General features: G+C 58.9%; 25 protein-coding genes. 9 read left to right on the forward strand and 16 right to left on the reverse strand.

Annotated features, from left to right (window positions below; translation table 11 throughout):
* Positions 1 to 2: 2 nt before the first annotated feature.
* Positions 3 to 551 (forward strand): GspH/FimT family protein, encoded by a 549-nt coding sequence (locus KRR23_RS16905; RefSeq protein ID WP_216743434.1) that lies wholly within the window; start codon positions 3 to 5, stop codon positions 549 to 551.
* Here KRR23_RS16905 and ispH read toward each other — a convergent pair.
* The 6 genes from ispH to murJ all read right to left on the reverse strand — a co-directional run bounded on the left by ispH (position 528) and on the right by murJ (position 8,010).
* The gene (gene ispH, locus KRR23_RS16910) at positions 528 to 1,475 is read right to left on the reverse strand and encodes a 4-hydroxy-3-methylbut-2-enyl diphosphate reductase (protein WP_103319409.1); all 948 of its coding nucleotides are present in this window, start codon (positions 1,473 to 1,475) and stop codon (positions 528 to 530) included. The two genes, KRR23_RS16905 and ispH, sit on opposite strands and share 24 nt — an antisense overlap.
* A gap of 133 nt (positions 1,476 to 1,608) precedes the next feature.
* Positions 1,609 to 2,046, reverse strand: a complete 438-nt coding sequence (fkpB, locus tag KRR23_RS16915; protein ID WP_173860013.1) for an FKBP-type peptidyl-prolyl cis-trans isomerase — start codon at positions 2,044 to 2,046, stop codon at positions 1,609 to 1,611.
* A 7-nt stretch (positions 2,047 to 2,053) separates the two neighbouring features.
* Positions 2,054 to 2,566 (reverse strand): signal peptidase II, encoded by a 513-nt coding sequence (gene lspA / locus KRR23_RS16920; RefSeq protein WP_019691622.1) that lies wholly within the window; start codon positions 2,564 to 2,566, stop codon positions 2,054 to 2,056.
* On the reverse strand, positions 2,559 to 5,390 hold the full coding sequence (gene ileS, locus KRR23_RS16925) for an isoleucine--tRNA ligase (protein ID WP_054595516.1): 2,832 nt from the start codon (positions 5,388 to 5,390) through the stop codon (positions 2,559 to 2,561). Before ileS ends, lspA begins: the two co-directional genes overlap by 8 nt.
* 13 nt (positions 5,391 to 5,403) lie before the next feature.
* Entirely contained in the window at positions 5,404 to 6,342 is a 939-nt protein-coding gene (gene ribF, locus KRR23_RS16930; RefSeq protein ID WP_216743435.1) for a bifunctional riboflavin kinase/FAD synthetase, read from the reverse strand.
* A gap of 129 nt (positions 6,343 to 6,471) precedes the next feature.
* Positions 6,472 to 8,010, reverse strand: a complete 1,539-nt coding sequence (gene murJ / locus KRR23_RS16935; protein WP_216743436.1) for a murein biosynthesis integral membrane protein MurJ — start codon at positions 8,008 to 8,010, stop codon at positions 6,472 to 6,474.
* 251 nt (positions 8,011 to 8,261) lie between these two features.
* Here murJ and rpsT point away from each other — a divergent pair, with 251 nt between their 5' ends.
* Positions 8,262 to 8,540 carry a 30S ribosomal protein S20 gene (gene rpsT / locus KRR23_RS16940; protein WP_003185593.1) on the forward strand — a complete coding sequence of 93 codons (279 nt, stop codon included), beginning with the start codon at positions 8,262 to 8,264 and terminating at the stop codon, positions 8,538 to 8,540.
* 120 nt (positions 8,541 to 8,660) lie between these two features.
* On the opposite strand, the gene KRR23_RS16945 is transcribed toward rpsT, so the two are convergent.
* From KRR23_RS16945 to rplU, 5 genes are all read right to left on the reverse strand, one after another.
* On the reverse strand, positions 8,661 to 9,125 hold the full coding sequence (locus tag KRR23_RS16945; protein WP_019691618.1) for a CreA family protein: 465 nt from the start codon (positions 9,123 to 9,125) through the stop codon (positions 8,661 to 8,663).
* 11 nt (positions 9,126 to 9,136) lie between these two features.
* Positions 9,137 to 10,255 carry a glutamate 5-kinase gene (gene proB / locus KRR23_RS16950; RefSeq protein ID WP_054595513.1) on the reverse strand — a complete coding sequence of 373 codons (1,119 nt, stop codon included), beginning with the start codon at positions 10,253 to 10,255 and terminating at the stop codon, positions 9,137 to 9,139.
* Positions 10,256 to 10,378: 123 nt separating this feature from the next.
* Complete coding sequence (gene cgtA, locus KRR23_RS16955; RefSeq protein WP_019691616.1) at positions 10,379 to 11,602, reverse strand: Obg family GTPase CgtA; 1,224 nt, start codon at positions 11,600 to 11,602, stop codon at positions 10,379 to 10,381.
* Positions 11,603 to 11,797: 195 nt separating this feature from the next.
* Positions 11,798 to 12,055: a 50S ribosomal protein L27 gene (gene rpmA, locus KRR23_RS16960; protein WP_003176049.1), complete on the reverse strand. Its 258-nt coding sequence runs from the start codon at positions 12,053 to 12,055 to the stop codon at positions 11,798 to 11,800.
* Between the two features lie 35 nt (positions 12,056 to 12,090).
* Positions 12,091 to 12,405 carry a 50S ribosomal protein L21 gene (gene rplU, locus KRR23_RS16965; RefSeq protein WP_003176051.1) on the reverse strand — a complete coding sequence of 105 codons (315 nt, stop codon included), beginning with the start codon at positions 12,403 to 12,405 and terminating at the stop codon, positions 12,091 to 12,093.
* A 240-nt stretch (positions 12,406 to 12,645) separates the two neighbouring features.
* On the opposite strand from rplU, the gene KRR23_RS16970 reads away from it, so the two are divergent.
* The 3 genes from KRR23_RS16970 to KRR23_RS16980 all read left to right on the forward strand — a co-directional run bounded on the left by KRR23_RS16970 (position 12,646) and on the right by KRR23_RS16980 (position 14,600).
* A complete protein-coding gene (locus KRR23_RS16970) occupies positions 12,646 to 13,614 on the forward strand; it encodes a polyprenyl synthetase family protein (protein WP_054595512.1) in 969 nt (322 codons plus the stop codon).
* A gap of 182 nt (positions 13,615 to 13,796) precedes the next feature.
* Positions 13,797 to 14,138 carry a zinc ribbon domain-containing protein YjdM gene (locus tag KRR23_RS16975; RefSeq protein ID WP_054595511.1) on the forward strand — a complete coding sequence of 114 codons (342 nt, stop codon included), beginning with the start codon at positions 13,797 to 13,799 and terminating at the stop codon, positions 14,136 to 14,138.
* Between the two features lie 204 nt (positions 14,139 to 14,342).
* Positions 14,343 to 14,600, forward strand: a complete 258-nt coding sequence (locus KRR23_RS16980; protein ID WP_054595510.1) for a hypothetical protein — start codon at positions 14,343 to 14,345, stop codon at positions 14,598 to 14,600.
* 113 nt (positions 14,601 to 14,713) lie between these two features.
* Here KRR23_RS16980 and KRR23_RS16985 read toward each other — a convergent pair whose 3' ends face one another.
* From KRR23_RS16985 to KRR23_RS16995, 3 genes are all read right to left on the reverse strand, one after another.
* Positions 14,714 to 15,331 carry an FKBP-type peptidyl-prolyl cis-trans isomerase gene (locus KRR23_RS16985; protein WP_054595509.1) on the reverse strand — a complete coding sequence of 206 codons (618 nt, stop codon included), beginning with the start codon at positions 15,329 to 15,331 and terminating at the stop codon, positions 14,714 to 14,716.
* A 130-nt stretch (positions 15,332 to 15,461) separates the two neighbouring features.
* Positions 15,462 to 15,752: a DUF6482 family protein gene (locus tag KRR23_RS16990; protein WP_216743437.1), complete on the reverse strand. Its 291-nt coding sequence runs from the start codon at positions 15,750 to 15,752 to the stop codon at positions 15,462 to 15,464.
* Between the two features lie 255 nt (positions 15,753 to 16,007).
* Positions 16,008 to 16,496 carry a TIGR00645 family protein gene (locus KRR23_RS16995; RefSeq protein WP_019691610.1) on the reverse strand — a complete coding sequence of 163 codons (489 nt, stop codon included), beginning with the start codon at positions 16,494 to 16,496 and terminating at the stop codon, positions 16,008 to 16,010.
* Positions 16,497 to 16,657: 161 nt separating this feature from the next.
* Here KRR23_RS16995 and KRR23_RS17000 point away from each other — a divergent pair, with 161 nt between their 5' ends.
* Complete coding sequence (locus KRR23_RS17000) at positions 16,658 to 18,487, forward strand: hypothetical protein (protein ID WP_216743438.1); 1,830 nt, start codon at positions 16,658 to 16,660, stop codon at positions 18,485 to 18,487.
* Between the two features lie 3 nt (positions 18,488 to 18,490).
* Here KRR23_RS17000 and KRR23_RS17005 read toward each other — a convergent pair whose 3' ends face one another.
* A complete protein-coding gene (locus KRR23_RS17005) occupies positions 18,491 to 18,832 on the reverse strand; it encodes a hypothetical protein (protein WP_019691608.1) in 342 nt (113 codons plus the stop codon).
* Positions 18,833 to 19,203: 371 nt separating this feature from the next.
* On the reverse strand, positions 19,204 to 21,648 hold the full coding sequence (locus KRR23_RS17010; RefSeq protein WP_216743439.1) for a Lon protease family protein: 2,445 nt from the start codon (positions 21,646 to 21,648) through the stop codon (positions 19,204 to 19,206).
* A 278-nt stretch (positions 21,649 to 21,926) separates the two neighbouring features.
* Here KRR23_RS17010 and KRR23_RS17015 point away from each other — a divergent pair, with 278 nt between their 5' ends.
* From KRR23_RS17015 to KRR23_RS17025, 3 genes are all read left to right on the forward strand, one after another.
* Entirely contained in the window at positions 21,927 to 22,415 is a 489-nt protein-coding gene (locus tag KRR23_RS17015; RefSeq protein ID WP_054595506.1) for a DUF3015 domain-containing protein, read from the forward strand.
* Positions 22,416 to 22,504: 89 nt separating this feature from the next.
* Positions 22,505 to 24,358 (forward strand): DUF4105 domain-containing protein, encoded by a 1,854-nt coding sequence (locus KRR23_RS17020; protein WP_216743440.1) that lies wholly within the window; start codon positions 22,505 to 22,507, stop codon positions 24,356 to 24,358.
* Between the two features lie 72 nt (positions 24,359 to 24,430).
* Positions 24,431 to 24,736 carry a chorismate mutase gene (locus KRR23_RS17025; protein ID WP_216743441.1) on the forward strand — a complete coding sequence of 102 codons (306 nt, stop codon included), beginning with the start codon at positions 24,431 to 24,433 and terminating at the stop codon, positions 24,734 to 24,736.
* The last annotated feature ends 53 nt before the right edge of the window (positions 24,737 to 24,789 follow it).

Genomic DNA, 24,789 nt, shown 5'->3' on the forward strand with positions numbered 1-24,789 from the left:
TCATGCATCAGAAGGGTTTCGGCCTGATCGAACTGCTTATCGGACTGGCGATCGCAGCGATCGTTCTGCACCAGGTCAGTCCGGTGCTCAGCGAGTACACACAATCAGTACGACGTGAGACCGCGGCACAAACGCTCGCCAGTGGCATGCGCAATGCCCGCACCGAGGCCATCCTGCGCAATCAGACCCTTGTCATCCACGCGTTGAACGACGATTGGGGTCAAGGCTGGCGAATCATTCTGGACATTAGTGGCGAGGGTCATCAGGACAGCAGTAACCCGCTGTTGCTCGAGCGCCAGACAAGCGTCGTGGTGCCGATTGTGGGCAATCGGCCGGTGAGGAGTTTTGTACGGTTCAGCAGCCTCGGCGAGCCGCTGATGCCCGGCGGTGCGTTTCAGGCCGGGACGTTGCACATCTGCGCGGACCGCGAGCCGGTCAGTCATCACCAGGTGGTGCTGTCCAGAAGCGGCCGCGTCAGCCTGCGCAGCGACAAGGCCGAGCAGGCCTTGTGTGCGGGAGGTGAGGAATCAGAGCAGGGAGCGAACGCGTAGCTCTTTGGGCATGGAGAAGGTGATGTTCTCCTCGCGACCGGCCAGTTCATCGGCGCCGGTAGCGCCCCAGGCCTGCAATTGCTCGATAACGCCACGAACCAGCACTTCCGGTGCCGAGGCCCCGGCGGTGATGCCGATACGCTCGACGCCATCGAACCAGCTGCGCTGCATGTCTTCGGCACCGTCGATCAGGTACGCCGGGGTAGACATGCGCTCCGCCAGCTCGCGCAAGCGGTTGGAGTTTGAGCTGTTCGGGCTGCCGACCACCAGCACCACGTCGCATTCGTCAGCCAGTTGCTTTACCGCGTCCTGACGGTTTTGCGTGGCGTAGCAGATGTCGTCCTTGCGTGGGCCGCCAATGGCCGGGAAACGAGTGCGCAAGGCATCGATCACACGGCTGGTGTCGTCCATCGACAAGGTGGTCTGCGTGACGAAGGCGAGTGTTTCAGGATTGCGCACATTCAGTGCGGCAACGTCCTTTTCGTCTTCGACGAGGTAGATCGCACCACCGTTGCTGGCGTCGTACTGGCCCATGGTGCCTTCGACTTCCGGGTGACCGGCATGGCCGATCAGGATGCACTCACGACCGTCGCGGCTGTAGCGCGCCACTTCGATGTGCACTTTGGTCACCAATGGGCAAGTCGCATCGAAGACCTTCAGACCACGGCCTGCCGCTTCGGTGCGAACGGCCTGGGAAACCCCATGGGCGCTGAAAATCACGATGACGTCGTCCGGCACCTGATCCAGTTCTTCAACGAAGATTGCCCCGCGTGCACGCAGGTCTTCAACGACGAATTTGTTGTGGACCACTTCGTGGCGCACATAGATTGGCGGCCCGAAGACTTCCAGGGCGCGGTTGACGATTTCGATCGCCCGGTCCACGCCGGCGCAGAAGCCACGGGGGTTGGCGAGTTTGATTTGCATGCTGTGCCTCGTGTCTTGCGCGCAAGAAATTAGATCATTTGTAGGAGCTGAGCTTGCTCGCGATGACTTATTGTCAGTCAACATCAATGTTGAATGTCAGGCCCTCATCGCGAGCAAGCTCAGCTCCTACAGGTTACAGCGCTTTGACGTTGATGATTTCTACGTCAAAGGTCAATGTCTTGCCAGCCAGCGGGTGGTTGAAGTCGATGGTCACCTGAGCATCATCGAACGCCTTGACCACACCGGGCAGCTCAGTATTCGCCGCATCGTTGAAGATCACCAGCAGGCCTTCGGACAGTTCCATATCCTGGAACTGCGAACGCGGGATGATCTGCACGTTTTGCGGGTTGGGCTGGCCAAAGGCGTTTTCTGGCTGAATCGTCAGATTACGCTTGTCACCCGCCTTGAAGCCAAACAGCGCAGCTTCGAAACCTGGCAGCAGGTTGCCGTCGCCGACCTTGAAGGTCGCCGGGGCTTTGTCGAAGGTGCTGTCGACGGTGTCGCCGTTCTCCAGGCGCAATGCAAAGTGCAAAGTGACTTCCGTGTTCTGGCCGATGCGTTGCTCAGCCAATACCTGTTCAGTCATGAACGGCTTCTCCGGTCTTCTTGCTTTTGAACATATCCAGCGCGAGCATCACGGCCCCGACGCTGATGGCGCTGTCGGCAAAGTTGAACGCCGGGAAATACCAGCGGTTCTGCCAATGCACCAGAATGAAATCGATCACATGGCCCAGGGCAATGCGGTCGTACAGGTTGCCCAGCGCGCCGCCGAGCACCAGTGCCAGCGCAATCGCCAGCCAGGTGTCATTGCGCCCCAGACGCTTGAGCCAGACCACCAGCACCGCACTGACCACGACCGCGATCAGGGCAAACAACCAGCGCTGCCAGCCGGAGCTGTCAGCCAGGAAACTGAAGGCCGCGCCTGTGTTGTAGGCCAGGGTCCAGCTGAAGTAATCAGGGATCACCACGATTTGCTGGTACATGGTCAGCGAGCTTTCGAAGTGGAACTTGCTGGCCTGGTCAATGACCAGAACCAGCACGCTCAACCAAAGCCAGCTCAGCCGTCCGAAACGGCTAGCAGCATTAGGCATAGTGACGAACCTCGCCAGCGCCGCTGATGTTGTCGACGCAACGACCGCAGATTTCCGGATGCTCAGGGTTCACGCCAACGTCTTCGCGGCAGTGCCAGCAACGGGCGCACTTGGCAAAGCTCGACTTGACCACTTTGAGTTTCAGACCGCTGACTTCGGTTTCAACCGCGTCGGCCGGCGCTTGCACGAACGGTGCAATGCTGGCTGTCGAGGTGATCAGCACGAAGCGCAGTTCGTTGCTCAGCTTGGCCAGGTCGGCGCTCAGCGCTTCTTCGGCAAACAGCGTCACTTCGGCTTGCAGGTTACCGCCCACGGCCTTGGCCGCACGCTGGATTTCCATTTCCTTGTTGACCGCGACCTTGACCGCCATGATCCGCTCCCAGTAGGCGCGGTCCAGTTCGAAGCCTTCCGGCAACTCGCTGAGGCCTTCGTACCAGGTGTTGAGCATGACCGATTCATTGCGCTCGCCCGGCAGGTATTGCCACAGCTCATCAGCGGTGAAGGCGAGGATCGGCGCGATCCAGCGCACCAGCGCTTCGGAGATGTGGAACAGCGCGGTTTGCGCCGAACGGCGGGCCTTACTGTTGGCGCCAGTGGTGTACTGACGGTCCTTGATGATGTCGAGGTAGAAACCGCCCAGCTCCTGCACGCAGAAGTTGTGCACCTTGGAGTAGACGTTCCAGAAACGGTATTCACCGTAGTGCTCTTGCAGCTCGCGTTGCAGCAGCAAGGTACGGTCCACGGCCCAACGATCCAGCGCGAGCATTTCTTCTGCCGGCAGGATGTCGGTGGCCGGGTTGAAACCGGTCAGGTTGGAAAGCAGGAAGCGCGCGGTGTTACGGATACGCCGGTAGGCGTCCGCACTGCGTTGCAGGATCTGGTCGGAAACCGCCATTTCACCCGAATAATCGGTCGAAGCCACCCACAAGCGCATGATATCGGCGCCCAGGGTGTCGTTGACTTTCTGTGGCGCGATCACGTTGCCCAGGGACTTGGACATCTTGCGGCCGGCTTCGTCGACGGTGAAACCGTGGGTCAGCAGTTCGCGGTACGGCGCGTGGTTGTCGATGGCGCAACCGGTCAACAGCGAAGAATGGAACCAGCCACGATGTTGGTCGGAACCTTCCAGGTACAGGTCGGCACGCGGACCGTTCTCGTGGCCCATCGGGTGCGAACCGCGCAGGACGTGCCAGTGCGTGGTGCCCGAATCGAACCAGACGTCGAGGGTATCGCTGATCTTGTCGTACTGCGGCGCTTCGTCACCGAGCAGCTCGGCCGCATCCATCTTGAACCAGGCTTCGATACCTTCGACTTCGACGCGCTGGGCGACCTCTTCCATCAGTTCCACGGTACGTGGATGCAGTTCGCCGCTTTCCTTGTGCAGGAAGAACGGGATCGGCACGCCCCAGTTGCGCTGACGAGAGATGCACCAGTCCGGACGGTTGGCGATCATCGAATGCAGGCGCGCCTGGCCCCAGGCCGGTACGAATTTGGTGTCTTCGATGGCTTTTATCGCGCGTTTGCGCAAGGTGTCGCCAGTTGCCGGCTGTTTGTCCATGCCGATGAACCACTGCGCCGTAGCGCGGTAGATCAGCGGGGTCTTGTGACGCCAGCAGTGCATGTAGCTGTGTTCGATGATGCTGGTGTGCAGCAGCGCACCAACTTCCGTCAGCTTGTCGACGATAGCCGGGTTGGCCTTCCAGATGAACTGGCCGCCGAAAAACTCCAGCGACGGCACGTAAACGCCGTTGCTTTGCACCGGATTGAGGATGTCGTCGTTGACCATGCCGTAAGCTTTGCAGGTCACGAAGTCGTCTACACCGTAGGCCGGCGAGGAGTGAACCACGCCAGTGCCGGCGCCCAGTTCGACGTACTCGGCCAGGTAAACCGGCGACAGGCGATCGTAGAACGGGTGACGGAAGTTGATCAGTTCCAGCGCCGCGCCAGTGGCAGTGGCGATGACTGAACCTTCAAGGTTGTAGCGAGCCAGGCACGACTCGACCAGCTCTTCAGCCAGCACCAGCAGTTTGTCGCCGACGTCGACCAGGGCGTAGTTGAACTCTGGGTGAACGTTCAGCGCCTGGTTGGCCGGGATGGTCCACGGGGTGGTGGTCCAGATCACGATCGAAGCCGGTTTGCCCAACGATGGCAGGCCGAAGGCGGCAGCCAGTTTGGCTTCGTCGGCAATCGGGAACGCCACGTCGATGGTCGAGGACTTTTTGTTCTCGTATTCAACTTCGGCTTCAGCCAGGGCCGAACCGCAGTCGAAGCACCAGTTCACAGGCTTGAGGCCCTTGAACACGAAACCACCCTTGACGATTTCAGCCAAGGCACGGATTTCGCCGGCCTCGTTCTTGAAATCCATGGTCTTGTACGGGTTGGCGAAGTCACCCAGCACACCCAGGCGGATGAACTCGGACTTCTGGCCTTCGATCTGCTCGGTGGCGTAGGCACGGCACAGCTCACGGGTTTTATCCGCCGTGAGGTTCTTGCCGTGGGTCACTTCGACTTTGTGCTCGATCGGCAGACCGTGGCAGTCCCAGCCCGGAACATAAGGCGCATCGAAACCCGAAAGGGTCTTCGAGCGGATGATCATGTCCTTGAGAATCTTGTTGAGCGCATGACCGATATGAATGGTGCCGTTGGCGTACGGAGGACCGTCGTGCAGAACGAACTTCGGACGATCCTTACCAATCTCACGCAACTTCTGGTACAGGCCAATGCTGTCCCAGCGCTGCAGAATCTGCGGTTCGCGCTGAGGCAGGCCGGCCTTCATTGGGAAGGCGGTGTCCGGAAGGTTTAGCGTGGCTTTATAGTCGGTCATTTAAGGCTCTTCATTAGCGATTGGCGCTAGGTGCGGCTAGGGCACGGGCGGCGGCGACATCCGCATTGATCGCCGTCTTAAGCGCCTCCAGAGAGGCGAAACGCTGCTCTTCGCGCAGCTTGTGGTGGAAAACCACCGTCAAACGCCGGTCATACAGATCGCCGGCAAAATCTAGAATATGGACTTCAAGGTGGGCTTTGCCATCACCTTCAACCGTTGGCCGAACACCAATATTGGCGACGCCCGGCCAGGTCTTGCCGTCGACTTCGACGCTCACCAGGTAAACCCCGGTCAGCGGTACACGACGACGCTTGAGTTGCACGTTGGCGGTTGGCGTACCCAATTGGCGCGCCAGCTTCTGCCCGTGCAGGACCCGCCCGGCAATCCCGAACGGATGGCCGAGCAAGCGCTCGGCCAAGGTAAAATCAGCGGCGGCCAAGGCATTACGCACTTGGGTGCTGCTGACACGCAACCCGTCCAGTTCAACGGTCTGCGCCGCTTCGACGGTGAACCCCTGAACGGCCCCGGCCTGTAGCAGGAAATCGAAATCCCCTACCCGATCACAGCCGAAACGGAAGTCGTCACCGACCTCCAGATGCTGCACGCCCAAGCCATCGACCAGAATGGTGTCGACGAACTCGGCGGCGCTGAGCTTGCTCAAACGATGATTGAAGGCCAGGCACAGAACTCGGTCGACACCTTCGTCGGCCAGCAGTTGCAGCTTGTCGCGCAAGCGCGCCAGACGGGCTGGAGCCGTGTCCGGGGCGAAAAACTCACGCGGCTGCGGCTCGAAAATCACCACGCAGCTGGGTACACCCAACTCGAGCGCACGCTCACGCAGTCGGGCCAGGATCGCCTGGTGACCACGGTGAACACCGTCAAAGTTGCCAATAGTGGCGACACAGCCCCGATGCTGGGGGCGCAAATTGTGGAGGCCTCGAACCAGCTGCATAACGCGCTTCTTGCTCATAAAGTGGTCGATTATAACCACACCCGGCGGCCGACAACAGGCAACACCGTAACCCAAAGTGATCGAACCGACAAAACTGGCGCCCGACCCGCGATTATTGATGCCGCGTCTTCAGCTCAACGCCTTGCGATTGAAGTCCCGCAGACGGAAGCCCATCAACGCCAACATACCAAAATAGGTCACCACACCTGCACCCACCAAAGCCCCCAGACGCAGGAAGCGCGCCGGCATGTGCCCTTCGCCCCAGGCCGGCATGAAATGCATCGCCCCCAGCAAGACTGCGGACATCACCGTCACCGCGATCACCAGCTTGAGCCCGAACAGACCCCAGCCCGGCTGTGGCTGATACATCTTCTGTTTGCGCAATTGATAGAACAACAGACCGGCGTTGAGACATGCACCCAAGCTAATGGCCAAAGCCAGCCCTGCGTGTTTCAACGGGCCGATCAAGGCCAGGTTGAACAGCTGAGTGACGACCAGCGTGAAAATCGCGATTTTCACCGGCGTACGAATGTTTTGTTGCGCATAGAACCCCGGCGCCAGCACTTTAATCACGATAATCCCGAGCAGACCGACCGAGTAGGCAATCAGGGCGCGCTGGGTCATCGAGGCATCAAATGCGCTGAATTGACCGTACTGGAACAGCGAAACAGTCAGCGGCTCCGCCAGAATCCCCAACGCCAGCGAGCACGGCAGCACCAGCACGAAGCACAGGCGCAGCCCCCAATCGAGAATACGCGAGTATTCGTGGCGATCCTTGCTGGCGTAGGTCTTTGCCAGCGTCGGCAGCAAAATCGTGCCCAAAGCCACACCGAGAACGCCGGATGGCAACTCCATCAGGCGGTCGGCGTAATACATCCAGGACACCGAACCCGCCACCAGAAACGAGGCAAAAATGGTGTTGATGATCAGCGAAATCTGGCTGACCGAGACCCCGAGGATCGCCGGCAGCATCTGTTTCATCACGCGCCAGACACCGGTGTCGCGCAGATTAAGGCGTGGCAACACCAACATGCCGATTTTCTTCAGGTGTGGCAGTTGATAGAGCAATTGCGCCAGGCCACCGACCAGCACCGCCCAGCCCAGAGCCATTACCGGCGGATCGAAGTACGGCGTCAGGAACAATGCGAAGACGATCATGCTGACGTTGAGCAGCGTCGGCACGAAGGCCGGCACCGAAAAACGGTTCCAGGTATTGAGGATCGCCCCGGCCAGCGAGGACAGCGAGATCAGCAATATATAAGGAAAGGTCACTCGTAACAGGCTGGAGGTCAGCTGGAATTTTTCCGGCGTATTGGTAAACCCCGGGGCCGTTGCCCAGATGACCCAGGGCGCCGCGACCATCCCCAGAATCGTGACCAGCGCCAGTACCAGCGTGAGCAAGCCCGACACGTAAGCGATGAAAGTTCGTGTCGCCTCCTCGCCCTGCTGACTTTTGTATTCCGCCAGGATCGGCACAAAGGCCTGGGAAAACGCCCCTTCGGCGAAGATTCGCCGCAACAGATTGGGCAGTTTGAAGGCGATAAAGAAGGCGTCTGTGGCCATCCCGGCGCCAAATATGCGTGCGACGAGCGTGTCACGGACGAACCCCAGAACCCGGGAAAGCATCGTGATAGAGCTGACGGCGGCCAACGATTTAAGCAGGTTCATTGAAGAGTTTTTGCCTGTCGATAAACAGCAGGCGAACAAACCGCCCACTTATGCGATACTCCGCGCCGCAACAGCACAGAGCCAAAGCTCGCGAGTTTACAGGTCAAGCGCCGGAAATAAATATCCCGCCTCTTTAGATCGACCACTCAGCGGAACGCATCACCCGCCCTTGACAAGACTTCAACTCATCGGCATGATTCGCGGCCTATTTTGTTTGCTATTTCCTAAAAAGTCTTTCGAGGAGCTCGACGGTGGCCAACACACCTTCCGCCAAAAAACGTGCAAAACAGGCTGAGAAGCGTCGCAGCCACAACGCCAGCCTGCGTTCCATGGTTCGTACCTACATCAAGAATGTAGTTAAAGCCATCGACGCAAAAGACGCTGAAAAAGCGCAAGCCGCTTACGTTCTGGCCGTGCCAGTTATCGACCGTATGGCCGATAAAGGCATCATCCACAAGAACAAAGCTGCTCGTCATAAGAGCCGCCTGAATGGCCACGTCAAGGCTCTGAACGTTGCCGCTGCTGCCTAAGCGACACGCTCATTAAAAAACCGACCCCAGGGTCGGTTTTTTATTGCCTGCGATTTAGTGAATGCAATGCAAAAAAAGCGGGAGCGAGCCTGCTCGCCCCCACGCTGGATTTGCGTCAGATTACTGAGCGTGCGCCCACGGCAAAATCGGAATCGCGGTCACGGCATTCTGCGGACTGCCTTCGATCAGGCGGTCGCTGTAGACCAGGTACACCAGGGTATTGCGCTTCTTGTCGAGGAAACGCACCACCTGCATGGTCTTGAACACCAGCGATGTGCGCTCCTTGAACACCTCTTCGCCATCCTTGAGCTCACCCTTGAAGCTGATCGGGCCGACCTGACGACAAGCAATGGACGCTTCCGACCGATCCTCGGCCAACCCCAGACCACCCTTCACGCCGCCCGTCTTGGCTCGCGACAGGTAGCAGGTCACGCCATCGACCTTCGGATCATCAAAGGCCTCGACGACGATGCGGTCATTCGGCCCAACGAATTTGAACACCGTCGATACTTGACCGATTTCTTCCGCCGATGCCAGCAACGGCATCGCCAACAGCAACCCCAACAATCCTTTTGCCATGCGCATTCGCGTTTTCCTTAAACCAGAATCAGGTTATCGCGGTGAACCAGCTCCGGTTCCGCCATGTAACCCAGCAAACCGACAATCGCCTCAGACGATTGACCGATGATTTTTTGCGCCTCAAGCGCACTGTAGTTGGCCAAACCACGGGCAATCTCACGACCGTCCGGCGCCACGCACACCACCATTTCACCGCGACGGAAGCTGCCCTGAACCAGCTTGACGCCAACCGGCAGCAGACTTTTATTACCCCGAGACAACGCCGTGACCGCCCCCTCATCCAGCACCAGCGTGCCGCGAGTCTGCAAGTGCCCCGCCAGCCACTGCTTGCGCGCTGCCAGCAGGCCGCGCTCAGGCGACAGCAAGGTGCCGATGCGCTCGCCCGCCTTCAAACGATCCAGCACACGCTCAAGACGCCCACCCACGATGATCGTGTGAGCCCCCGAACGCGCCGCCAGACGCGCCGCACGCAATTTGGTCTGCATACCGCCACGACCCAACGCACCACCGGTGCCGCCCGCGACCGCGTCCAGCGCCGGATCATCGGCGCGCGCTTCGTAAATCAGCTTGGCATCAGGGTTGTTGCGCGGATCGGCGTCGAACATGCCGTCACGATCAGTGAGGATCACCAACAGGTCAGCCTCGACCAGGTTGGCCACCAGCGCCGCCAGCGTATCGTTGTCACCGAAACGGATTTCGTCGGTGACCACCGTATCGTTCTCGTTGATCACCGGAATGACCTTGAGATCGACCAGCGCTCGCAAGGTGCTGCGGGCATTGAGGTAACGCTTGCGATCGGACAAGTCATCGTGAGTCAGGAGAATCTGCGCCGTGTGCCGACCATGCTCGGCAAAGCTCGACTCCCAGGCCTGCACCAACCCCATCTGACCGATGGCTGCAGCCGCCTGCAACTCGTGCATCGCACTGGGTCGTGCGGTCCAGCCAAGGCGACTCATGCCTGCCGCTACCGCCCCCGAGGACACCAGCACCAGCTCGACACCCGCCTCATGCAGCGCGACCATCTGCTCAACCCAGACGCTCATTGCTGCGCGATCCAGACCCTTGCCGTCAGCCGTCAGCAAAGCGCTGCCGATCTTCACGACCCAACGCTGCGCACCTGTCACCTTGCTCCGCATCATCTTCAACCTTAGCTTGAGGACAGCGCGACCCAGCGCTGCCCGTAACGTTATTCGTGACTACCGATTTCCAGATACCAAAACGCCGCTCGATAGAGCGGCGCTTAAGTTTACTGCAACGAATCAGTCGCGCACGTAAATGATTTCCGGACCATCTTCATCATCCACATCTTCTTCGTCCCAGTCATCGTCACCGATGTCATGGACCGACTTCACGCCGCTGCGGCGCAGGGCACGCTGGTCATCCAGCGCCTGCAACTGGGCGCGGGCTTCATCTTCGATGCGCTGATCGAGATCGGCCAACTCTTCCTTGTAGACCGGGTCGTTAGCCAGACGATCGGCACGATCCTCCAGGTAACGCATGATGTCGCGCGTCAGGCGCTCGGTGCCTTCTTTGGCAATGGCCGAGATCACGTAGACCGGACCGGTCCACTCCAGACGATCAACGATCTCCTTGACCCGCTCTTCGTGCTCTTCTTCAAGGATCTGGTCGCACTTGTTCAGCACCAGCCAGCGATCGCGCTCTGCCAGCGAAGGGCTGAACTTGGTCAGCTCGCTGACAATGACTTCAGCTGCGTCCGGAGCACTGGTGTCATCCAGCGGCGCCATGTCGACGAGGTGCAGCAACAGACGGGTACGCGACAAGTGCTTGAGGAAGCGAATCCCCAGGCCCGCGCCGTCGGAAGCACCTTCGATCAGACCTGGAATGTCAGCAATGACGAAGCTCTTCCAGCGATCGACGCTGACCACACCAAGGTTTGGCACCAGCGTGGTGAACGGATAATCGGCAACTTTCGGCTTGGCCGCCGAGACCGAACGGATAAAGGTACTTTTGCCGGCATTCGGCAAGCCCAGCAGGCCCACGTCGGCCAACACCTTCATTTCCAGCTTGAGGTCACGCTGCTCGCCCGGCTTGCCCGGCGTAGTCTGGCGCGGCGCGCGGTTGGTACTGGATTTGAAACGGGTGTTACCCAGACCGTGCCAGCCGCCATGCGCCACCAACAGACGCTGACCAGCCTTGGTCAGGTCGCCAATGACTTCTTGCGTAGCAGAGTCAATGACCGTGGTGCCGACCGGAACCCGCAGGACCAGCTCTTCACCTTTTTTACCGGTGCAGTCAGTGCTGCCGCCGTTGGCGCCACGCTCGGCATCGAAGTGCCGGGTGTAACGGTAGTCGACCAGGGTGTTGAGGTTTTCGTCGGCGATCATGTAGACCGAGCCGCCGTCACCACCGTCACCGCCGTTAGGACCGCCGTTTTCGATGAATTTTTCCCGACGGAAACTCATGCAGCCATTGCCGCCATCGCCAGCCTTTACTCGAATCGATACTTCATCAACAAACTTCATAACAAAACGCCTCTCGCCATACGGACGAGCCGAAAAACACTAAGACATAAGACTCTTGCAAAAATGAGCGCAGCGACCTCAATCAACGACCGCATAATCCAGCGCCGGCAGCCCATACAAACAGTTTTGCAAGAGACTCACCCCACAAACGAAAAAGCCCCGTCGCAAGACAGGGCTTTTCCAGCGATCGCGCAATTAAGCCGCGACAACGCTCACGTAACGGCGGTTGAACGCGCCTTTTACTTCAAACTTGATCACGCCTTCGATTTTCGCGAAGAGGGTGTGATCTTTACCCATGCCAACACCGTAACCGGCGTGGAATTGGGTGCCGCGCTGACGCACGATGATGTTGCCCGGAATGATTTTCTGGCCGCCATACATCTTCACGCCAAGGCGTTTGGCTTCTGAGTCGCGACCGTTACGGGTACTACCACCAGCTTTTTTGTGTGCCATGAGTTCAATTCTCCTAGTGAGGAATTAGGCTGAAATTAAGCCTGAATACCGGTGATTTTGATCTCGGTGTACCACTGGCGGTGGCCCATACGCTTCATGTGGTGCTTACGACGACGGAACTTGATGATGCGGACTTTATCGTGACGACCTTGGGAGATCACTTCAGCCACAACGGTAGCGCCAGCAACAACTGGAGCGCCGATATTCACGTCATCGCCATTGGCGACCAACAGAACGCGATCAAAAGTCACGGATTCGCCGGTAGCGATTTCCAGTTTCTCGATCTTCAGGTATTCACCTGGGGCGACCTTGTATTGCTTGCCACCAGTAACGATTACTGCGTACGACATGGTATTTCTCCGATAATCCTGCTCACCCAGCTCTTTATAAGAAGAGGTATTGGCTGGCATGGCTGCATGGGATGGAACGACCCAAATGCAATTGCGTAAGGCAGGTGCTGCCCAGGAAGTTCAGGGTGCGCGATTGTACGCAAGGCACGAGCGCGTTGCAAGTGGCCGTCCATCGCGCCTTGACAGGCCCGGACGTGGGTCCTAGCATGCCGCGCAACCCTTCTGGAGCGACTGTCGCTGATGCAACCCCAAGCTTTCTACCGCGCGGTGGCGGACGATTTTAACGCCGTCGACGGCATCATCAAGAAGCAGCTGACTTCCCGAGTGCCGCTGGTATCGAAAATCGGCGACTACATTACCTCGGCTGGCGGTAAACGCCTGCGTCCTTTATTAGTGTTGCTGTGTGGCAAGGCCCTGGGGCGCGAAGGCGACGACATGCGCTTGCTGGCCGCCACCATCGAATTCCTGCACACCGCCACCCTGCTGCACGACGACGTGGTCGACATGTCCGGCATGCGCCGTGGCCGCTCGACCGCCAACGCCATGTGGGGCAATGCCCCGAGCGTGCTGGTGGGTGACTTCCTGTACTCGCGTTCGTTCGAGATGATGGTCGAACTGGGCTCGATGCCGGTGATGAAGATTCTCTCGCAAGCCACGCGGATCATCGCTGAAGGCGAAGTCCTGCAGCTGTCCAAGGTGCGCGACGCCAGCACTACCGAAGAAACCTACATGGAAGTCATCCGCGGCAAAACCGCGATGCTTTTCGAGGCTTCGACCCACAGTGCCGCGGCCCTGGCTGGCGCGACGCCAGAACAGAGCGAAGCCTTGCGCACCTTTGGCGACCACCTCGGCGTGGCCTTCCAACTGGTCGACGACCTGCTGGATTACAAAGGCGACGCTGAAACCCTGGGTAAGAACGTCGGTGACGATCTGGCCGAAGGCAAGCCGACCCTGCCGCTGATCTACACCATGCGCGAAGGCACGCCAGAACAAGCGGCACTGGTGCGCCGGGCAATTCAGAAAGGTGGTATCGAAGACCTGGAAAGCATCCGCGCTGCCGTGGAAGCCTCGGGCTCGCTGGACTACACCGCACAACTGGCCCGCGATTACGTGGCCCGTGCGATCAAATGCCTCGAAATGCTGCCTGCCAGCGAATACCGGGATGCATTGGTCGAACTGAGCGAGTTTGCGGTCGCCCGCACGCACTAAGAGCCAACCTTTGTGGGAGCGGGCTTGCTCGCGAAAGCGGCATAGCAGTCGACATCAATGTTGAATGTTCGTCAGTCTTCGCGAGCAAGCCCGCTCCCACAGGCTTGTCACCGCTGCGCCCTCTCCTGCTTAAAACCCTATATAATGTGCGCTTTTAGCCATCCTGAATCCAAGGAGCTTTAGTGAGCACGTTGCCACCCTGCCCGAAATGCAATTCCGAATACACCTATGAAGACGGCGCCCAACTGATCTGCCCAGAGTGCGCCCACGAGTGGTCCGCCAACGGCGAAGCCGACGCAGCGTCCGATGAAACCGTGAAAAAGGATTCGGTTGGCAACGTCCTGCAAGATGGCGACACCATTACCGTGATCAAGGACCTCAAGGTCAAGGGCACATCGCTGGTGGTCAAGGTCGGCACCAAGGTCAAGAACATCCGCCTGTGCGATGGCGACCACGACATCGACTGCAAGATCGACGGTATCGGCCCGATGAAGCTCAAATCCGAGTTCGTCAGAAAAGTCTGAACCTGCTGTATTCCATCCTGCGCCCTGCGTGGGATGGAGCCTCACCCTCGCCTGATCCCCCAGCAATCCTCCCAATAGCAAAACGCCAGCCGTTTTGACGCTCAGCAATTCCCCTACAGAAAACAGCAGAAATCGCCAATAGGTACTTGCTATTAATTGAATAGGAATTATTCTCATCAAACCATTAAAAAGGAGATGAGCATCATGACTTACTTGATCGATGCATGGCTGGATCGTCCACACCCGTACCTCAGGATCCTGCATCGGGAAACCGGGGAAGTGTGTGCGGTATTGGAAGAAGAAGCCTTGAGTGAGCTGCAAGACCAGGGCGACCTCGACCTCAATGGCCTGAGTTCCAGCGAGCCAGTGGTGCTCAAGGAGCTGGTACGCAACCTGTTCCTATTCTGCTACGCCCGGGCATTGCGCCCGATGAATGATTCGAACACCAAGTTCGAAATATGAGTGACGTAAACCCCGTAGGAGCAAAGCTTGCTCGCAATGCAGGCGACCCGGTTCAACGGTAAAACCGCAGTGATGCGATCGCTAGCAAGCTCTGCTCCTACACATTCGGGGGCTTACAGAACGTCGAGCAGCTCAACGTCGAACACCAGAACGCTGTGCGGCGGAATGCTGCCAACGCCTTGTGCGCCGTAAGCCAGTTCGCTTGGCACGTACAGGCGCCATTTGCTACCGGCGTTCATCAGTTGCAGGGCTTCGGTCCAGCCGGCGATCACGCCGCCAACCGGGAATTCTGCAGGCTGACCACGATCGTAGGAGCTGTCGAACACAGTGCCGTCGATCAGCGTGCCGTGGTAGTGAGTGCGCACTTGATCTTCACGGGTTGGCTTGGCGCCTTCACCTTGAGTCAGTACTTCGAACTGCAGGCCGGAAGCCAGAGTGGTGATGCCGTCACGCTTGGCGTTTTCAGCCAGGAATGCCAGGCCTTCGCCAGCGGCCGCTTCAGCCTTGGCAGCCGCTTCGGCTTGCATGATTTCGCGGATGACCTTGAAGCTGGCAGACATTGCTTCCTGGCCAACACGGCTTTCCTTACCGGCGAATGCGTCGGTCAGACCGGCCAGGATCGCGTCCAGGCTAACGCCCGGTGGCGGGTTGTCGCGCAGTTGGTCGCCCAACTGACGGCCGATGCCGTAGCTGACGCGGGTTTCGTCGGTGGACAGATTTACTTCGGACATGACACTGCTCCGCTGTGCGGACGGCTCGGGACATTGCCGTGCGTGCACAGCGCATCCCGGAGCGCCCGGAACCAAAAGGGCGAGCAGACTAGCACAGATGCCATTGCGGTGATCAGGGCTGTCAGCGCTATCAGGAGATGGGCACCTTCAGGCTCTCTTCCCCGCTGGTGCCCAGACCGCACATCTCGTCGTGCACCGAGGTGTGAATCAGGTTGAATGTCAGCTTGGGAAAGGCATGAAGGACTTCACGAGCGTGCTCCACCGAACGCAGAAGCACTGTTTGTCCATGGGAGTCGTCGAGCGGATGAGCGGCGCCATGTATCCGTGCCTCCAACAGATAAATCCCGCCTTCCATCGAGATCAGATTCAGCTCATCGACCTTCCCGGCGATGGCATAGGCGTTCAACTCTTGCAGGTTCATGAGCGCACCCCGCGCGATGGCGAGCCAAGACATTTACAGGGATATGCCTCGGCGCACAAAAGCACAAGCCAGAAACGCCGCCGCCCGTCCGTTTCACAACGGCTGTGGCGAGCGAGCTTGCTCGCGCTGGGGCGCGAAGCGGTCCTGAAACCTGCCAATGCAGTTCATCAGGTAAATCGCGCCCTCAGGTTTTACGACTGCTGCGCAGCCGAGCGCGAGCAAGCTCGCTCGCCACAGGGAGCATTCCCAAGCGGATCAGTGCTTGGTCAGCTTGTCCAGGTAACCCATGGCAAACGCCGAGATCACGAAGGTCATGTGAATGATCACGTACCACTTCAGGTGCTCGGGATCGACGTTCCTGGCGTCCATGAAGATGCGCAACAGGTGGATCGAGGAAATGGCCACGATCGAGGCCGCGACTTTCATCTTCAGGGAAGAAGAGTCCATCGTGCCCAACCAGTTGAGCTTCTCCTTGCCTTCATCGATGTCGAGTTCGGACACGAAGTTTTCGTAGCCGGAAATCATCACCATCACCAGCAGGCCGCCTACCAGCGCCATGTCGATCAGCGACAACAGCACCAGAATCAGATCGGACTCGGCCATCGAGAACACGTTGGGGATAACGTGGAAGACTTCCTGAAAGAATTTCAGCGCCAGGGCCAGCAGGCCCAGGGACAAACCGAAGTAGATCGGCGCCAGCAGCCAGCGCGAGGCGTACATTGCATTTTCGACAAAACGTTCCATTGAATCTCACACAAGGGTTTTAAACGGCGGCGAGTATATCAGCCGCTCAAAACCCCATAAACCGCAGACAAATCCACAACCTGCGAGTCTGCCAAAGCGTTTTTCTGCTAGTGTCCAAAGCATTCGCATTGTTTATTTGCGTTGTAGAGGAAAACCGGAAAATGGATTTGCGATTGCCTTTAACGACTGTCGGCCTTTGCCTCGCGGTATTGATCGGCGGCTGCTCACCCAGCGATGAGAAGCGCCCGCAAAACCTCGAGGAGAAGACCGCACAGTTCGAGAAGTCGCTGGACGCGATTCAGGATCCCCAGCTCAAGGATGCCGTGGCCAACCTCGGCGGCTCGTTGCTGCTGCTCGAACGCGCACAGCAAAAGCTTGCCATCAAGCCGATCGCCACCGAATACGGCGAAGACGCCATGGCCTTGCTCAAGCACTATCCAACCCCCCAAGCCCTGGTCGACACCTACATCAACGGCCTGTTCGTATTGCGCAAGGACTCCAGCTCCGACTACCTGACCGACTTGCAGCCGGTGTTTCCCTTCAGCTTCAACATGCCTTCCGAGTTCCCCTTTCCGCATGGGCTGGAATGGCAGTCGGTCACGCTGAGCAACAAGAAGGTCGTCCCTTTCCAGCCCGAATGGTCGGAAACCGATCCCGGCATTCAGTTGAGCCCTTCAAGCGCCAGCCTGACCAATCCGGATGACCTGACCGTGGCCTACCCTTTTGTCGAGGGCGAGAACATCGACAGCAAAAGCCAGCCGCAACCGACAACCCTGAAAGGTAAAGTCGAGGTCATTGCACCGCGCAAGGTATTCACCTTCGACCTGACGAAAAAGGACGTGGGCCAGACCCGCACTGACGACAACATCAGCGTCACCCTGAAGGCTCTCGAAAAGAACTACGCCGAGGTCGAAGTCAACAACAGCGCAGCACTGGCACCAGACGTCAGCGATACCCAGCTCAATCCGCTGATTGTCCAGGCCAGGGACACGACCGGACAGCTTCTCTCACGCTCGGGCTCGATCAACGAAGATGCCGCACAAATCGGGTTCTATCAAAAACAACTGGCCGAGATGCAGAAGCAGACCGCCTGGAGCGATGCGTTCGAAAAACAGCTAGAAGACGAGCAACAGGCTTTCGAGCACAAGCAGACTCATCATTACACCAAGGTGTACTTCAACGGTCCCATCGAAAACCTCGAAGTCAACGTCCTCGACTTCTCGGCCGTCACCGTGACCCGTAAAGACCTGGAACTGCCAGTACGCCGCTTCGACCGCAATACCACGGATAAAACCCTCCAGAGCCTGAACCTGCCCGTGGTCGTGTACGACGATCAGGCCGCAACCTGGCTCAAAGGCGCCACACTGGATGAGGAACAGCTGAAAAAGAACATCCACGTCAATCAGTCCGTCGAGGACGCCAGTGCGGCACGCATCGAATTCGATCACCCGAAAAGCTTCAACGACGAACTGCTCGGTTCCTCATTCAGCCCTGGTGACACTCCCGTGACCTTCTTCACCCAGGACGATAAGGGTAAACGTGGCGAGCCCATCGAATTGCCAGCCGAGGCCTTCGAAATCGACCCGCTACGCGCCACCATCACCTACGACCTGACCTTGTTCCCCGAGACGCCGGCGTATGCCGTCGGCTCGATGCCGTTGTTTCTGGCCAATATTGAAAAAAGCAGCCTCGACACCCAGAAGCTGCCCAAAGGTCTGGAGCTCAAGGGCAATGCCCTGGTGGTTGACCAGAAAGTATTCCCCGCCCAGGACTGGCGCTTCTTCGCCAAGGACGCGAGCGGTAACTACCTGAAGGAGATTCTTGCGGTCAGCCATGACGCCAGCGCAGAAGGCCCGGCGGTGGTTGAGGTGCATTATTTCTACGGCCAGCCGACCAGCCTGGAAACCTACCAGCGCACCAACCTCAATACCGTCGAATACGGATTCGAGGTCAAGCTCGACAAGGCCGAAAACCCCAACCCTGTCGAATAGTCACTAATGCTCGGGGTTGAACTGAAAACCACCCGGATTTCGGCAGCGTCCACCATTGATTTCCCGCAGCTGGGCTTGCAAGTGCAAACACCAGATTTGCGGGTCATCGGCCAGCTGATAGCCGTGCAGAGTCAGGCTTTCAACGATGGTATCGAGTATCGACTCAGCCACGAAAGGACCATGAAACGGGCCTTGGGCCTTGATGGCGGAAGGTTGCTCACCGGCCATTCCGGCGGCAAACAACAAGGTCCACATACCGGTGTCCCCGGCAAGCGGGCGAATACTGCATTCAATACGGGTAACCAGGCCCAGGCATTGGCGGGTGAGGCAGAGGTTGCGCGGCATGGCGGCGACCCTCGGTAAATCGGGTATTCAGCCTCCACGGGAAGGCTGTCTCGATCCAGTGATGACTGTCGATGTCCTTGTCCTGAGCATAGAAGAAAAGTCGAGTCAGCAAGTTGACGGAGCTTAGAAGGCGCCGAATGGTCGTTGTTGGTTTTTTGACGTCACCCGAGCGGCAAAAATCGTTACCACGATGACGACCCAGCGCCATGCACAAACCCCGTGGCGAGGGAGCTTGCTCCCGCTCGGCGGCGAAGCAGTCGTAAACCGGTGCACGCGCTCTGACTGAAGAGCCGCGTTACCGATTTCAGGGCCGCTTCGCAGCCCAGCGGGAGCAAGCTCCCTCGCCACAATGGCTGTGTACAGTTTCTGGATCAGGCAGGCTTGGCCGCAACCAATGCTTCCTGCGCCTGCGCATGCTCCTTCTCGGCCTCTTTCAAATCATCTTCGCTGATCATTTCCGCGATCACCCGCAAACGCTCCACCACGCGCGCGTTGACGCTGCCCTCAGGGAACTGACCCTCTTCGTCCGGCTCGCCGGCCGCCTCGCCCACCAGCAGGCTCAGTGCCTCATCGGCCTGACGCACCGCATAGACATGGAACTGCCCGGCACGCACAGCCGCCAGCACCCGCTCATCGAGCATCAATGTGGCGACGTTGGCCTGAGGAATGATCGCGCCCTGCTCGCCGGTCAAGCCACGCGCCTCGCAAAGACGGAAGAAGCCTTCGATCTTCTCGTTGACCCCGCCCACCGCCTGCACTTCACCGAACTGGTTGATCGAACCGGTAATCGCGAAGCACTGCTTGAGCGGGGTTTTCGACAATGCCGAAATCAACGTGCAGGCCTCGCCCAGCGATGCACTGTCGCCATCGACGTAACCGTAGGACTGCTCCAGCGCGATACTCGCCGAGATCGCCAACGGGAATTCCTGGGCGTAACGGCTGCCCAGATACCCGGTGAGGATCATCACGCCCTTGGAGTGGATCGGCTGCCCGAGGTTGACCTCACGCTCGATGTCGACGATGCCGCTGCCACCGGGGTAAACCGTGGCAGAGATTCGCGCCGGTATGCCGAAGGCCGAGTCGCCGACTTCCAGCACCGTCAGCCCGTTGCACTTGCCGACCGCCGCGCCCGCGGTGTCGATCAGGATGATCCCGGCCAGCATGTCATCGAGAATCCGCGCCGACACACGCCCGGTGCGGGTGGCCTTGGCCTTGAGCGCACGTTCGATGTGCCCGGCATCAGTCATCTCGTCACCGGCCAGATCGCGAATGAAGTCCGCCTCGCTGACCAACTGGAACAGATCGCCAATGCGCGCCGACAAACGGCCCTGATGCTCGGCCAGCCGCGCACTGTAGGTCGCCAGACGCGCCACTGCATCGGCGGTCAGCGGGGCCATGCCTTCTTCCGAGGTGCGGGTTTTGAGCAACTGAGCAAACTGCTCGAGGCTCTCATCGACCATCGGGATGTCTTCATCGAAATCCACCAGTACCCGGAACATCTCCTGGAAATCCGGATCGAGGTCTTGCAGCGTGTAATACAGCTGGCGTGCGCCGATGATGACGACTTTGACCTGCAACGGAATATGTTGCGGTGTCAGGGTCACCGTGGCCAGTCGGCCCAGCTCGCCCAGCGGCGATTCCATTTTCAGTTTGCGTGACTGCAAGGCCCGCTTCAGCGCATCCCAGACAAAGGGTTCGCTGAGCATTTTTTCGGCTTCCAGAATCAGGAAGCCGCCGTTGGCCCGGTGTAGCGCGCCCGGACGCAACTGCCGATAAGTGGTGTAGAGCGCGCCCTGATCAGTGCTGTACTCGATACGGCCGAACAGGTTGTCGTAAGTCGGGTGCGGTTCGAACACCACAGGGGCACCGCCACTGTGCGGATGACCGACCACCAGGCTCGGGCCATATTGCTCTTCGAGCAACTTACGGGCGACCGCGTCGGTCTTGCTGTCATCGACCAGTTGCTCGACCACCGTCTTGAGCAGATACACCTGCATCGCTTGCAGGTAACCGCACACCGCCGCGTTTTCTGCGTACTTTTCCGACAGCGGCGAAAGCAATGGCTGCAAGGCCAGGGTGATGGTTTCTTCGTTAAGCTGGCGCAGTTGATTGCTCGACTCGCGCTTCCACTGCGGCAAGCTGGCCAACTCTTCGTTCAGCCGCTCTTCCAGTCCGGAAATATCCTCGTGAAAGCGCTCGCGAACGGCTTCCGGCAACTGGGCGAATTCCGCTTCGTCCAGCGCCTTGCCTTCGCTCATCGGGGTGAAGGCGATGTTGGTGCTGTCACGGTACAGCGCGACTTCTTTCTCCAGCGCCAGGCGCTCGATCACGTCCAGTGCACGGTCGTAGCGCTGATTGAAGGCGCGGTCGATGGCACTCTTCTTTTGCTGGTAGGACGGGTGCTCGAAGACCGCTGGAAACGTCGCCAGCAGGTTATCGATCAGGCCGTTGATGTCGGTGATGAACGCACCGGCCGTCCCCGACGGCAACTCCAGTGCGCGAGGTTCGCGCGGCTCATCGAAATTGTTGACGTAGACCCAGTCCGCCGGGGTCTGCAGGCGTTTGCCTTCGGCTTTCAGGTAGCGTTTGACGAAAGAGAACCGGCCGGTACCGGGCTCACCCATGACAAACACGTTGTAACCGGGGCGTGGCATGGCCACACCAAACTGCAAGGCTTCAACCGCACGTTCCTGGCCGAGCACGCCGCGAAAAGGCTCCAGCTCATTGGTGGTAGAGAAGCTGAACTGTTCAGCGGAAAACGGACGGGTCAGCGCTTCAGGCGCTAGACGCAAGCTGGCAGCAACAGGATCAGGCATCGGGCTTCCTTACATCAGGCGGGGCAATTGAAGGCATTCTGGCGCTGCCCGTGCCCGACTGGCAAGGCGCGCCTTGGGTAAAAGCATAGTCAAGAGCCAAACCCTGGACGGGCCAGGGCTAAATCAATGGTTACTGGGAATGTTTGGCAAAAAATCACGGAACCCCCGGATCGTGCCTAAACTCCAAACTGCGCGGCTGGACTAATCACCGGCCCAATGGCGTCGGAGCGGCGCCAGAACCCCTGTCCATTGGTACGCAAACAAAAGAGAACACAGCTATGAAACGGATTCTTCTTGGTACTCTCTTCACCGTTGCATCCCTCAACGCCATGGCCCAGGCGCCAGGCGGCCCGGATTGCGGTTGGGGCAACATGCTGTTCGAAGGTCAGCGTGGCACCCCGGCACACTTCCTGGCATCCACCACCAACGGCACTTCTGGCAACGCCACTTTCGGCATGACATCCGGCACCAACGGTTGCGCAACCAACGCCGCGCTGACCTATGGCGGCAAATCCTGGATCGCCATGAACGGCATGATGAACGAACTGTCCGAAGACATGGCCAAGGGCTCCGGCGAAGCGCTGACCACCTATGCCGTGGTACTGGGCGTCGCGCCGCAAGACCGTGCGTATTTCGCCACCGTCACCCACGAGCATTTCCAGCAGATTTTCAGCAAGGCTGACGTGACCGCTGAAGACGTGCATACCAATACCCTGGCGGTACTCAAAGGCGATGCTCGCCTGGCCAAATATGCCACCCCGGCTTAAGCTCGACCTCACCCGCTCTGTTACCGGAGCGGGTTTTGTTTTTTGGACCTAGCCCACTTTGGGTCTTTTTTTGAATTAAGTAGCCCACCATGCTCAAACGCCTTGCCTGTCTGGCGCTGTTTGTCTGCGCCCCGCTGTCCGCCGCGACTCTGATCGACAACCAACGTTTGCAGCAACTGGCCAACGACCGGTTCTGGATTTCCCTGGGCCACTACGAAAGCGCAAAACTCGGTGGCTGGCGCAGCTATGTCAGCGACAAGAAGTTCTTCCTGGCGGCCAACGGCGCCGAACATCCCGACGCAGAGCTGGCGGCCACCGTACAAGCGCTCTACGCTCCCGCCAGCAAAGGCCAGCAGCACGCGCAATGTGTTTACCCGGCACGTACCCGCTGGTTGAAAGCCCAACTGAACCTGAACGATTTGCCGACGGTGGATTGCAGCGAGTTCAAACAATGGTTCAAGGACGTATCACCCCACAGCGCGGTGATGATTTTTCCGGCGGCCTATCTGAACAGCCCGTCATCGATGTTCGGTCATACCTTGTTGCGCATCGATCAGGCTGACGTGCAAACCGACCACACTGCCCTGCTCAGTTACGCGATCAATTTCGGCGCTTATATCGAAGGTTCGGACAACAGCATTCTGTATGCCTGGAAAGGCCTGATGGGCGGCTATCCGGGGCTGTTCGCGCTGGTGCCCTACCAGGAAAAACTCTCGGAATACCGCAGCCTGGAAAACCGCGATCTGTGGGAGTACCGGTTGAACCTGACACAGGCAGAAACCGAGCGCATGGTCGAGCATGTCTGGGAGCTCAAGCAGATTCAGTTCGATTATTTCTTCTTCGATGAAAACTGCTCCTACCGCTTGCTGGAGTTGCTGCAAGTGGCGCGACCGAGCCTCAGGCTCACCGAACAATTCCCGCTGACGGCGATCCCCACCGACACCGTCAAAGCCGTGAAAGACGCCGGGCTGGTGGAGAAAATCGATTACCGTCCGTCCCGCGAACGTGAGCTGTTGAGCCGTGCCAAACCGCTCTCAGGCGATGAACAGCAATGGGTGTTGAAGGTCAGCGCCGACCAGAAACGCTTGCAGGAGCCGACCTTCAAGGCGCTGCCACGTGATCGTCTGGCACTGATTATCGACGCGGCCTACCGTCTTGAGCGCTACCGCGCCAACGGCCAGGAACGCGATCCACAGCGCGCCCAACGCAGCTTCGAGCTGCTGCGGGCGATCAACCAGAACCCGCCACCGGAGTTGTCCATCGAACGCCCGGGCTTGCCGGAAAACGGTCACGAATCGCGCACCTGGCAGGCCGGCATCGGCACCCGTGGCGACAAAGCCTTTGGTGAATATGGCCTGCGCATGGCCTATCACGACCTCAACGACAACGCCGAAAGCTTTCCCCTCGGTGCGCAGATTGAAATTCTCCAGATGAAGCTGCGCCAGTACGAAGGCAATCACTGGCAATTGCAGCAACTGGACCTCGCGACCATCCGCTCACTGACCCCGCGCAACGAGCTGCTGCAACCGTGGTCCTGGCAGGTGACCGGTGGCCTGGAACGGGTCCCGGGAAAGCATAACGACGAAACCCTGGTCAGCCATGTCAACGGCGGCGCCGGCGGCACCTGGCAACTGGGCGACGACGTTCTCGGCTTCGCCCTTGGCACCGTACGCATCGAGCACAACAGCGACTTTGCCGGTTTCATCACTCCCGCCGCCGGTTTCAACAGCGGTGTTCTGTGGAAGAACCCGTTGGGCAATCTGAGCCTGGAAACCAAAGGTGATTACTTCACCAATGGTGAAGTGCGCCGCAGCCTGAGTCTGAACCAGCAGTGGGAGCTGTCGCGTAACCTCGGCCTGCGCCTGAGCGCCCAACGTGAGTTCAGCCACATCGCTTCCCCCGAAAACGAGGTTATGCTTGAGGTGAAGTGGTATCACTATTGAACCCCGCTCCCACAACGGGAGTGTGAATCCCCCGACGTTGAAGACTATGTTTATACAAGGAGCTCAAACTACATGGATGCCAACTGCCGCTCCCTCGAGGAAGTACGCGATAACATTGACCGGCTGGATCGGCAAATTGTCAGCCTGTTGGCCGCGCGCGGCGCTTATGTGTCGCAGGCCGCTCGCTTCAAGAAAGACAGCGACGCGGTGAAGGCACCGCAGCGTGTTGAACAGGTCATCGCCAAAGTCCGGGCACTGTCTGAAGAGGTCGGTGCCAACCCGCAGGTCATCGAGCAGGTGTATCGAGCCATGATCGCCGCGTTCATCGAACAGGAACTGGCTGAACACGCCCACCTTGCAACCACGACGATGGATTGATCACCACCTTTCAAGGGTGTAGCAAGGGGCTATCGCTCGCAGCAGGTCGTTTT

It is taken from the genome of Pseudomonas sp. CVAP#3, from assembly GCF_018986375.1.
In the GTDB taxonomy this organism is placed as follows: Bacteria; Pseudomonadota; Gammaproteobacteria; order Pseudomonadales; family Pseudomonadaceae; genus Aquipseudomonas; species Aquipseudomonas helvetica.